Raw genomic sequence first — 11061 nt, 5'->3', positions numbered from 1 at the left:
TTCATGACACGGGCTCCTGGCGCGGGAGACCCGTCAGCGCTTCATCTTCTTGGCGGCTTCGAACGCGGGGCCCCACACGGGATGCTTGCGCTCGGCGATGCTGAGATCGAAGGAAGGGAAGGCATCGAGGATCTTGAGGAACTGCGTGCGGCACTCGGGCAGCTGATTGGCCACGCAGTAGCTGAAGGCCTCGAGCTTCATCGCGGCGAGCCGCGTGTTGGGCTCGGCCGCATCGAACACCGACACGCCGCCGCTCTTGAGCGTGGAGATGGTCTTCGCGTAGTCGCCTTCGTCGTAGGCCTGCTGCGCGCGTTCGAGCGTGGTGCGCGCGACCTGCTGGCTCAGGCGTTCGGGTTGCGGCGGTCCTGGATCGACGGGGGTCTTCGGCGTGGTGTCGCAGCCCGCGACCAGAAAGAGCGGAATCACCAGGGCGCACAGCAATGACTTCAATCTTCTCTCCTGCCTTGCAAAGTTAAGCCCCGATACTGTGCCGCGTCGATATGACGGCACGTCGGCCGACATCGGCGCTGCATGACGTCTCGATACTATAGGCGCGAACTTCGATGGGAGAACCCATGCATCGACGAACCCTGTTGCGAAGCGCGATCGCGACGTCGCCATTGCTCGTTGGACTCGGCGGCTGTGCGTCGACGGCCAAGTCCATGCCCACGCCCTACGCGGTCTCGATCAAGGTCGACGACGGCGTCAACCCCGATGGCCGCGGGCAGGCCGCGCCGATCCTCGTGAAGGTGTTCGAGCTCAAGTCCTCGGGCAACTTCGAGACCGCCGACTACTTCGCGCTGCAGGACCGCGATCGCGAGACGCTCGCGGCCGAACTCGTCAATGCGGACCAGGCCATTCTGCGCAGCGGCGAGGAACGCACCTTCAAGCGCGAGGCCGGCCTCGACTCGCGCGCCATCGGCGTGATCGCGGGCTATCGCAAGCTCGAGAACGCACGCTGGCGCCTCGTGCTGCCGCTCAAGGAGCCCAAGCAGACGAACCTCTACAAGGTGTGGCAGTTCTCTCCGAGTGAACAAAAGGTTCGCATCGTGATCCGCAAGAGCGGTATCGAACTGTTGCCGACTACGTGATTTCGTAGCACTTGCGCGCACGCCCTAATACGAAAGTGCGCCGCACGTAGGCCAAGGCCTCGACGCTGCAAAAACGGTGCAAAACGTAAACATCGCCGTGTAGCATCGACACGCATTGCGCCCATGCAGGGAGGCCGTCTCGACGATGGACCGACCGCACGAGAGTGGCCGCACTCCAGGAGGTTTTCTTTGGTGACAGTTCGCAATCCGGGCGCCATCAGCAGAACGGGCGCCCATCCGCAGGCATTGGCGAATCGCGTGGTGTGGTCCGAGGGCATGTACCTGCGGCCGCAGCATTTCCAGCAGCTGGAGCGCTATGTCGAGCAGTACGTGACGCGCCGCACCGCGGGGCTGCAGGGGGCGTACTGGGGCTGGCTGCACCTGGACATCGATCGCGACGCGCATGCGCTGGGCCGCGTCTCGCTGCTCGGCGGCGCGGGCGTGATGCCCGACGGCACGCCGTTCTCCTTCGGCGTGGAAGACGCGCCCGTGCCCTACGAGGTGCCGAGCGACCTCACCGACGAGCTCGTGGTGCTCGCCTTGCCGCTGCGCCGGCCCGGCAGCGAGGAAGTCATCTTCGCGGAAGACACGACCTCGGCCGCGCGCTTCCACGTGGTCGAACGCGAAGTCGCCGATGGCAACGCGGTTGCATTGGGCCCGGCGGTGCTGCAGCTCGCGGCGCCGCGGCTGCGGCTGGTGCGTGCCTCCTCGCTGACCGCGGAGTGGCAGGCGATCGGCGCGGTGCGCGTGATCGAGCGCCGCACCGACCACAAGCTGGTGATCGACGCCAACTACATCCCGCCGGTGCTCGACGTGTCGGCGCAGCCGATGCTGCGCAGCATGGTGGCCGAGCTGCACGGCCTGCTCACGCAGCGTTCCGAGGCATTGGCCTCGCGGCTGTCGCAGCCGGGGCGCGGCGGCGTCAGCGAGGTCTCCGACTTCCTCCTGCTCGAGCTCGTGAACCGCTACCTCGCGCTCACCTGGCATGCGCAGCAGGCGGTGCAGGTGCATCCCGAGGAACTGTTCATCGACTGGTTCAAGCTCGCCTGCCACCTGGCCACGCACACCTCGCCCACGCGGCGGCCGGTGGTGTGGCCGGTGTACGACCACGACAACCTCAACGAGAGCATCCGCCCGCTGATGGAGGAGCTGCGCCGCTCGCTGTCGGCGGTGCTCGAGCAGAGCGCGATCGCGATCGAGCTCGAGGAACGCAGCCACGGCGTGCGCGTGGGCCGCATGCCCGACCCGGTGCTGGTGCGCAACGCGGGCTTCGTGCTCGCGGTGCATGCCGACCTGCCGGCCGATGCGATCCAGCAGCGCTTCCCCACGCAGGTGAAGATCGGCTCGGTCGAGCGCATCCGCGACCTGGTGCAGCTGCAGCTGCCGGGCGTGACCGTGCGGCCGCTGCCGGTGGCACCGCGGCAGATTCCCTACAACGCGGGCTACCACTACTTCGAGCTCGACAAGAGCGGCGACATGTGGCGCCAGCTCGAGAAGTCGGGCGGCGTGGCCATGCACCTGGCCGGCGAATTTCCCGGCCTGGCCATGGAGTTCTGGGCCATCCGTCCGTGAGCGATCGCATGAACGGCATCAACGACGTGGCCGTCGGGCCGGGCGGCTTCGTGCCGCCGAATCCGGGTGGCGGCACCAACGGCGGCACCCATGGCAGCAACAACCCGCTGAACGCCCCGCGCGGCCTCGGCGAGCAGCCGCAGGCCTTCACCGCCTTCCACGACACGCGGCGCCCGCATGCGGGCGACACCGCGCTGGCCGGCAACAACCCGCTGGTGGCGGCGGCCAATCCGCTGCTCGACCTGATCCCGCAGATCCGCGCCACCGGCCACCACGACTCGCCCGCGCAGCTGCGCGAGCACCTGGTCGACGAGGTGCGGCGCTTCGAGACGCGCGCGCAGCAAAGCGGCATCTCGCCCGAGGTCATCATCGGCGCGCGCTACTGCCTGTGCACCGCCGTCGACGAGGCGGCCGCGCTCACGCCCTGGGGCGGCAGCATCTGGTCCTCGCAGAGCCTGCTGGTGATGTTCCACAACGAGACCTGGGGCGGCGAGAAGTTCTTCCAGTTGCTCTCGCGCCTGGTGCAGAACCCGCAGCAGCACCTGCACCTGATCGAGCTCATCTACTTCTGCCTCGCGATGGGCTTCGAGGGGCGCTTCCGCGTCATCGACAACGGCCGCTCGCAGCTCGAGACCCTCAAGCAGCGCCTGCTGCAGATCATCCGCCAGACGCGCGGCGAGATCGCGCAGCCGCTGTCGCCGCACTGGCAGGACACCAGCGCGCCCGTGCGCCGCACGCGCAACTGGCTGCCGGTGTGGGCCGTGGGCGCGGTGGCCGCGGTGCTGCTGATGATCGCCTTCGCGCTCCTGACCTTCAACCTCGGCGGCACCTCCGACGGCGCCTTCTCCGCGATCAATGCGGTGCGCCTGCCGCAGACGCAGCGCGCGGTGGCGCAGCCCGCGCCGCAGCCGCGGCTGCAGCGCTTCCTCGAGGCCGAGATCCGCGAGGGCCTGGTCAGCGTGCGCGACGAGGCCGACCGCAGCGTGGTGATCCTGCGCGGCGACGGCCTGTTCGCTTCGGGCGCCGACAAGGTGCTCGACCGCTACGTGCCGGTGCTCAACCGCGTGGCCGAGGCGCTCAACGCGGTCGACGGCAACGTGCTGATCAACGGCTACTCCGACGACCAGCCGATCCGCAGCGTGCGCTTCCCCTCGAACTGGCACCTGTCGCAGGCACGCGCCGACTCCGTGCGCAAGATGATCGGCGCGCGCATGACGCGCCCCGAGCGGCTGCGCGCCGAGGGCCGCGGCGACGCCGACCCGATCGTGCCGAACGATTCGCCGGCCAACCGCGCGCGCAACCGCCGCGTGGAAGTGACCTTGCTGGTCGCGCCGGTGGCACCGCAGGGAGGACGCTGAGATGCTGCGCGCGTTCTTCCGTTTCCTGATCAGCCGCGACCTCTGGGTCTTCTTCGGCCTGGTCGCGCTGGCCTTCCTGATCTGGATCATCGGCCCGGTGATCGCGGTCGGCCGCTACCGCCCGCTCGAGAGCGAGTTCGTGCGCATCGTCGTGATCGCGCTGATGTTCGCGATCTGGCTGGTGCGCGTGGCCTACCGCAAATGGCGCGAGCGCCGCCTCAACGCGCAGCTGCTGAACCAGCTGCGCACGCCCTCCAAGAAGGAGAAGGAGGCCAAGCCCGAGGAGGCGCCCGAGATCAAGGAGCTGCAGACCGGCTTCAACGACGCCACCTCGATCCTGCGCAACATGCGCTTCGGGCCGGGCGAGGAGGGCAAGGCCGCGGGCCGCTTCTCGATCTTCGACCGCCAGTACCTCTACCAGCTGCCCTGGTACATCTTCATCGGCGCGCCGGGCTCGGGCAAGACCACGGCGCTGGTCAACTCCGATCTCGACTTCCCGCTCGCCGACCAGCTCGGCAAGGCGGCGGTGCGCGGCATCGGCGGCACGCGCAACTGCGATTGGTGGTTCACCAACGACGCGGTGCTGATCGACACGGCCGGGCGCTACACCACGCACGAGAGCAACCGCGAGACCGACGAGGGCGAGTGGAAGGGCTTCCTCGAACTGCTCAAGAAGTTCCGCCCGCGCCAGCCGATCAACGGCGCGATCCTCACCATCAGCATCGCCGACCTGCCGCTGGCCGACGACGCGCAGCGCGCGCGCCACGCGATGGCGCTGCGCAAGCGGCTGCTCGAGCTGCGCAACGACCTGGGCATCAACTTCCCGGTCTACGTGATGGTGACCAAGGCCGACCTGCTGGCCGGCTTCAACGAGTACTTCGGCGGCCTGAGCCGCGCCGAGCGCGCGCAGGTCTGGGGCTTCACCTTCCCGATCGACGCGAGCGCCGCCAGCGCCAGACCCGCCAAGGGCGACAAGCGCGCGGGCACCGCCACCACGCTCGAGGGCAGCGACCTGCGCGAGCGCTTCCAGCAGGAGTACCGGCTGCTGCACCAGCGGCTCGACGAGCGCCTGCCCGAGCTGCTGGCCGCCGAGCCCGACCCGATGCGCCGCGCGCAGGCCTACCTGCTGCCGCAGCAGTTCGCGAGCTTCGAGGACATCCTCGGCACCTTCCTGGCCGACGTGTTCAACCCGTCGAAGTTCGAGACCGCGCCGATGCTGCGCGGCGTCTACTTCACCAGCGGCACGCAGGAGGGCACGGCCTTCGACCGCGTGATGGGCGCGATCAAGCGCTACCTGCAGGTCAACGCGCCGCCGGCGCCGCCGCCGGGCCCGGGCAAGAGCTACTTCCTCAAGGAGTTGCTGCAGCAGGTGATCTTCCGCGACGCGGGCGTGGCCGGCACCAACCTGCGCTGGTATCGGCGCAAGCGCGCGGCCGACCTGGTGGGCTACGGCGTGATCGGCGTGCTGCTGGTGGCGCTGCTGGGCGCCTGCGTCAACAGCTGGCACAACAACAAGGAGTACGTGGCCGAGGTCGACGGCAACGCGAAGTCCTTCAACCGCGCCGCGGCGCGCGGCGAGCTGCCGACCGTGGTCGACTCGAGCGGCGACCTCGCGAGTTCGCTGCTGATCCTCGACCGGCTGCGCGACCTGCCGAAGTCGGAGAAGTTCGACATCGGCGATCCGCCCGTCAGCTACCGCTTCGGCCTCTACCAGGGCGAGAAGCTGCAGGCCGCGACCGACGGCGTCTACCAGCGCGCGCTCGAGAGCGTGCTGCTGCCGCAGGCGGCGCAGCGCGTGGAGCAGTCGCTGCGCGAGGCCTCGAAGAACAACCCCGAGTACAGCTACGAGGCGCTCAAGGCCTACCTGATGCTGTACGACGCCGAGCGCTACGACGCCGACTTCCTGCAGGCCTGGCTGCTGACCGACGTGGACCGCAAGGTCGGCGCCGCGCTCACGCGCGAGCAGCGCACCAACCTCGAGTCGCACCTGAAGGCGCTGTTCGGCGGCCGCGTCGTGAGCTCGCCGTTCGCGAAGGACGAGCGCCTGATCACCGAGACGCGCGAGCGCCTCGCGGGCGTGCCGCTGGCGCAGCGCTCGTACGCGCGGCTGCGCCGCATCCTGCTGCAGACCAGCCAGCCCAATGCCTTCACCATCGCCGAGGCCGGCGGCGCCGAGTCGGCGCTGGTCGTGCGGCGCGCCAGCGGCAAGCCGCTGACCGACGGCATCCCCACGCTGTTCACCTACCGCGGCTACTGGGACATCTTCGACAAGCGCATGGCCGAGACCACGCTCGCACTCGAGCAGGAGGACCGCTGGGTGCTGCAGATCCGCGCGCCCGGCATCACCGACATCACCTCGCGCGAGCTGCTGCTGCGCGAGGTGCGCCGGCTCTATCTCACCGACTACATCAAGGTCTGGGACGACTACCTGGCCGACATCCGGCTGGCCGACAGCCGCTCGCTGCTGCAGAGCATCCAGATGACGCGCGTGCTCTCGACCTCGGAGTCGCCGATGTCGCGCATCATCCGCGGCGCCGCGCGCGAGACCGACCTGCTGCGCAACCACGACGAGGCCGCGCGCAGCCTGCTCGACCAGGCGCAGAACCGCGTGCAGACCACGCGCGAGCGCATCGAGCAGCTGATCGGCCAGCCCGACGGCAGCCAGCGCCGCAACACCGTGCCCGACCGGCCCGAGTCGCTGGTGGACAACCACTTCGAGCCGTTGCGCCGCATGGTGACCGCGCCCAAGCAGGGCGGGCAGGCGCCGATCGACGCCACCGCCGCGCTGATCAACGAGCTCTACAACTACCTGACGGCCACCGACACCGCGCTGCGCAGCGGCAACATCCCGCCGACCAGCGACGCCGTGACCAAGGTGCAGGCCGAGGCCGGCCGTATGCCGGTGCCGTTCCAGGGCATGCTCAACGACCTCTCGGCCACCGCCTCGTCGAAGGCGGCCGCGGTCACGCGCCAGAACATCGGGCAGAACGCGGCCGCCACCATCGGAAACTTCTGCAACCAGGCGATCGCGGGCCGCTATCCGTTCTCGCGCGGCTCCAGCCGCGACGTGGCCGCGGGCGACTTCGCGAACCTGTTCGCGCCGGGCGGGATGATGGACGACTTCTTCCAGAAGAACCTCATGACGCAGGTCGACACCTCGAGCAACCCGTGGACCTGGAAGCGCGGCGTCGACGGCAGCGCCTCGGGCCGCTCGGCCTACCTCGATTCGTTCCAGAAGGCGCAGGCCATCCGCGACGTGTTCTTCTCGGGCATGGCGGGCGGGCGCACGCCCTCGTTCTCGATCGACATCCGGCCCGAGGACATGGACGCCGGCCTCACGCAGATGACGCTGGACATCGACGGCCAGACGGTGCGCTACGCGCACGGGCCGCAGGCGCCCACCACCGTCAAGTGGCCCGGTCCGCGCAACAGCAACCAGGTGCGGCTGCAGGTCACGACCTCGAGCGGCACGCCGGCCGGCGGCATCGTCACCGAGGGCCCGTGGGCGCTGCACCGGCTGTTCGACAAGGCCTCGATCTCCTCGGGCGGCTCGAGCGAGTCGTTCAATGCCAGCTTCGACCTGCAAGGCCGCAAGGTGGTGCTCAACGTGACCGCCAACAGCGTCTACAACCCGCTGCGGCTGTCGCAGATGAGCGGCTTCTCGTGCCCGGGGCGCTCGTGATGAATCCCGGCGCGACGGCGCAGCCGGCCTGGGTGCCCGGCGACGAGCAGGTCGGCTGGTATGGCAAGCTGCCCGCGGCCGGCGACTTCCTGCACCGGCGCATGTCGCGCGAGCTGCAGGCCTGGTGGGATCGCTGGATGCAGAACGGCCTGGGCGCCTTCAAGCGCTGGCCCGACGCCATGACGCGCCACTACGCGGTGGCGCCGGTGTGGAACTTCGCGATCCCCGCCACCCAGGGCGTGAGCGCGGTGCAGTTCGGTTGCATCGCGCCGAGCTGCGACCGCGTGGGTCGCTACTACCCGGTGTGCGTGAGCCTGCAGGTGGACGCGCGCGCCTACCGACCCGCGGTGCTCGAGGGCGCGGCCGCCTGGTACTGGCAATGCGGCAACGCGATGCTGCAGGCGATCCGCCATGGCGTGGCGCCCGAGCACTTCGATGCGCAGGTGCTGGCCGCGGGCCATGGCGGCTTCCAGCCGGCCAGCGGCGGCTCGGACGACATCCTTTCGATCCTCGGGCCTACGTCGGCGGGCGAGGGCGCCCAGCAGCGGCTGGGCTGGCCGGAGCTTCCACTGTGCTTCGACGCGTTCGGAAGCACGAGCTACTGGTGGACCAACCAGGCCGACGGCTCGCCGCTGCGGACCGCGGCCCATGGCGGCGGCCTCAACACGCCGCTGTTCTCGAAGCTTTTTTCCCAGGGGCACGTGCCATGGGCGTGAGAGTCCCGATGCATGAGGAGGAACAAGAATGACGACGGAAGGACGCACCGGCCCTCCGGTGGGCACCGACCCGCAGGAGCGACCGCACCCGCTGGCCATCGGCCACCGGCTCGACGAGTTCGAGCTGCTCGAGGTGATCGGCGAAGGCGGCTTCGGCATCGTCTACCGGGCCTACGACCACTCGCTGCAGCGCGAGGTCGCGATCAAGGAATACATGCCCTCGATGCTCGCGCGGCGCATCGGCGACGACAGCGTGCACGTGCGTTCCGACCGGCTCACGGCCACCTTCCAGGCCGGGCTGCGCAGCTTCATCAACGAGGCGCGCACGCTCGCGCAGTTCAGCCACCCGGCGCTGGTGCGCGTGCATCGCTTCTGGGAATCGAACTCGACCGCCTACATGGCGATCCAGCTCTACAAGGGCCGCACCCTGCGCCGCCTGGCCGACGAGGAGCCCGGCACCATCTCCGAAGCCTGGTTGCTCGGCATGCTCGGGCCGCTGCTCGGCGCGCTCGAGACGCTGCACCGCAGCGGCTGCTTCCATCGCGACATCGCGCCCGACAACATCTTCATCCAGCAGGACGGCCTGCCGGTGCTGCTGGACTTCGGCGCCGCGCGCAAGTCGATCGCCGACCTGGTCGACGAGGTCGCGGTGATGGTGAAGTCGGGCTATTCGCCGATCGAGCAGTACGCCGACGACAACACGCTGCTGCAGGGTGCCTGGACCGACCTCTACGCGCTCGGCGCGGTGCTCTACCGCGCCGTCACCGGCCATCCGCCGCCCTCGGCCGTGGTGCGCAGCGTGCAGGACGCCTACGTGCCGCTCGCGAGCATGAACCGGCCCGACCTGAGCCCGGCCTTCTGCGCCGCGGTCGACCACACGCTGGCCGTGCACAGCAAGGACCGCACGCAGACCGTGGCGGCCTTCGCGGCCGAGCTCGGGCTCGCCAAGCTCGGCGACATCTACGTGAGCGGGCTCGCGGCGCCGGCACCCGTGGCGCCCATCGTGCCCGCGGTGCCGGTCGCGCCGCCGGCCGAGCCCTACGTGCCGGTCTCGGCGCCCGCGCCCTTCGAGGCGTTGCCGCCGGCCGCGCCCGTGCCGCCGCCGGCCGAGCCGCCCGCGCGCGCGCCGAGCGCGCGGCGGCCCGCGAACAAGAAGTCCTCGCTGCCGCGCTGGGGCGTGGTCGGCGTGCTGGTGGTGGCGCTGATCGCCGTCGGCAGCTGGATCGGCCTGCGCATCACGCAGTCGCCGCCCCCCACTTCCACCGCGATGGCACCGCCGGCGCCGCCGCCGGGCGCGCCGATGTCGAACCCGGCCTCGCCGCCGGCCGTGATGCCGCCGGCCGCGCCAGCCTCGGCCGCCGTGGCGGCCGCGTCACAGCCGCCCGCAGCCGATGGCGGCGGCGTCGCGGCCGCGCCCACGGCCGGCAATTCGCCGATCGCCGTGCCGCCGGCCACCGCGCCGGGCAGCAACGGCGCGCTGAGCCCGCTCGACAACGTGCCCGCGTCGCCGCCCGCGAGCCCGCCGCCCGAGCCCGCGCTGGCGATCAGCGAGGCCGAGGACTGGAACCTCGCGCAGGCCGAGAACACGCGCGAGGGCTACGAGGCCTACCTGCGCCGCTACCGCCGCGGCCCGCATGCGCGCGACGCGCGCAATGCCATCGCCGAGCTCAACCGGCTCGCGCAGCCGGCCTCCACGCAGCCGGTGCTGGCGGGCACCGTGCCGCCCGGCACGCCCGGCGTGCCGGGAGCGCCGGGTGCAACACCCCCGGCCGCGGGCGGCACGGCGGTTCCACCCGTGCCGGGCGCCGCGGCCGGCATGGGCCGCGTGACGCTCAACATCCGGCCCTGGGGCCAGGTCTTCGTCGACGGCGCCGACCGCGGCGTGAGCCCGCCGCTCAAGTCGCTGTCGCTGCGCCCCGGCATCTACAACATCGAGGTGCGCAACGGCGACCTCGAGGTCTATCGGCAGCGCGTGACGGTGCAGGACAGCAAGTCGGCGCCGGTGGTGAGCCACGAGTTCAAGTAAGGGGCGAAGGCGGCGGTCAGCCGAGCAGGCTGGCCGCGGTCACCACCCGGGCGTACTCGCCCTGCAGGTTGGCCAGCGCCATCGCGTGGACCTGCTCCGCGTCGAAAGTTGCACCGTCGATGCCCGCGCGGTCGAAGGCGAAGCTGGCATCGGACACCACCGTGACCGCGAAGCCGAGGCAGCTGGCGCTGCGCGCCGTGGCCTCGACCGACATGTTGGTGGCCACGCCGACCACCACGAGTGCCTCGATGCCGCGCACGCGCAGCCAGCGCTCGAGGCCCGAGTGCGCGAAGGCATCGGTCACGTTCTTCTCGACCACGTGCTCGGTGGGCAGCGGTGCCAGCGCGTCCTGGAATTCAGCGCCCGGCTGGCCCGGGAAGAACACCGAATCGGCGAAGCGCGACATGTGGCGCACATGGACCACGGGGCGGCCGGTGGTGCGCCAGTGCATGAGCAGGCGCTGCACCTGGGCTTGCGCGCCGGGGTTGTTGCGGCGGCCCGCGCGGGGCTCCTGCATGCCTTTCTGCATGTCGATGACGAGGAGGGCGCGATCGGTCATGGCGGGCCCTTTGTGGGAGTCAAAGTTACTGCGCCCTGAGCCCTAGGAAATCAAAGA

8 protein-coding genes are annotated in these 11061 nt (G+C 70.4%); 6 read left to right on the top strand and 2 right to left on the bottom strand.

Features of this window, described 5'->3' with window-relative positions:
* Positions 1-33 precede the first annotated feature (33 nt).
* Positions 34-450 carry a TssQ family T6SS-associated lipoprotein gene (locus ACEN9J_RS19605; RefSeq protein WP_057596868.1) on the bottom strand — a complete coding sequence of 139 codons (417 nt, stop codon included), beginning with the start codon at positions 448-450 and terminating at the stop codon, positions 34-36.
* A gap of 113 nt (positions 451-563) precedes the next feature.
* On the opposite strand from ACEN9J_RS19605, the gene tssJ reads away from it, so the two are divergent.
* From tssJ to ACEN9J_RS19575, 6 genes are all read left to right on the top strand, one after another.
* Positions 564-1091: a type VI secretion system lipoprotein TssJ gene (tssJ, locus tag ACEN9J_RS19600; RefSeq protein ID WP_314733648.1), complete on the top strand. Its 528-nt coding sequence runs from the start codon at positions 564-566 to the stop codon at positions 1089-1091.
* A gap of 189 nt (positions 1092-1280) precedes the next feature.
* A complete protein-coding gene (gene tssK / locus ACEN9J_RS19595; protein WP_413761831.1) occupies positions 1281-2663 on the top strand; it encodes a type VI secretion system baseplate subunit TssK in 1383 nt (460 codons plus the stop codon).
* A gap of 8 nt (positions 2664-2671) precedes the next feature.
* Positions 2672-4021 (top strand): DotU family type VI secretion system protein, encoded by a 1350-nt coding sequence (locus ACEN9J_RS19590; RefSeq protein WP_057596872.1) that lies wholly within the window; start codon positions 2672-2674, stop codon positions 4019-4021.
* A 1-nt stretch (position 4022) separates the two neighbouring features.
* The gene (gene tssM, locus ACEN9J_RS19585) at positions 4023-7703 is read left to right on the top strand and encodes a type VI secretion system membrane subunit TssM (RefSeq protein ID WP_413761830.1); all 3681 of its coding nucleotides are present in this window, start codon (positions 4023-4025) and stop codon (positions 7701-7703) included.
* On the top strand, positions 7703-8419 hold the full coding sequence (gene tagF, locus ACEN9J_RS19580; RefSeq protein WP_057596873.1) for a type VI secretion system-associated protein TagF: 717 nt from the start codon (positions 7703-7705) through the stop codon (positions 8417-8419). Before tssM ends, tagF begins: the two co-directional genes overlap by 1 nt.
* 28 nt (positions 8420-8447) lie before the next feature.
* Complete coding sequence (locus ACEN9J_RS19575; protein WP_413761829.1) at positions 8448-10445, top strand: serine/threonine-protein kinase; 1998 nt, start codon at positions 8448-8450, stop codon at positions 10443-10445.
* Between the two features lie 16 nt (positions 10446-10461).
* On the opposite strand, the gene ACEN9J_RS19570 is transcribed toward ACEN9J_RS19575, so the two are convergent.
* The gene (locus tag ACEN9J_RS19570; RefSeq protein WP_413761828.1) at positions 10462-11004 is read right to left on the bottom strand and encodes a cysteine hydrolase family protein; all 543 of its coding nucleotides are present in this window, start codon (positions 11002-11004) and stop codon (positions 10462-10464) included.
* Between the last annotated feature and the right edge of the window lie 57 nt (positions 11005-11061).

Origin of the sequence: Variovorax sp. Varisp41 (genome assembly GCF_047325085.1) — a bacterium.
Lineage (GTDB): Bacteria > Pseudomonadota > Gammaproteobacteria > Burkholderiales > Burkholderiaceae_C > Variovorax.
This window is presented reverse-complemented; position numbering and strand designations above follow the sequence as displayed.

Excerpts from the sequence above, each read along its gene's own strand:
- tssJ (WP_314733648.1), top strand. The coding sequence starts at position 564 with ATGGGAGAACCCATGCATCGACGAACCCTGTTGCGAAGCGCGATCGCG.
- ACEN9J_RS19590 (WP_057596872.1), top strand. The coding sequence starts at position 2,672 with ATGAACGGCATCAACGACGTGGCCGTCGGGCCGGGCGGCTTCGTGCCG.
- tssM (WP_413761830.1), top strand. The coding sequence starts at position 4,023 with ATGCTGCGCGCGTTCTTCCGTTTCCTGATCAGCCGCGACCTCTGGGTC.
- tagF (WP_057596873.1), top strand. The coding sequence starts at position 7,703 with ATGAATCCCGGCGCGACGGCGCAGCCGGCCTGGGTGCCCGGCGACGAG.
- ACEN9J_RS19575 (WP_413761829.1), top strand. The coding sequence starts at position 8,448 with ATGACGACGGAAGGACGCACCGGCCCTCCGGTGGGCACCGACCCGCAG.
- ACEN9J_RS19570 (WP_413761828.1), bottom strand. The coding sequence starts at position 11,004 with ATGACCGATCGCGCCCTCCTCGTCATCGACATGCAGAAAGGCATGCAG.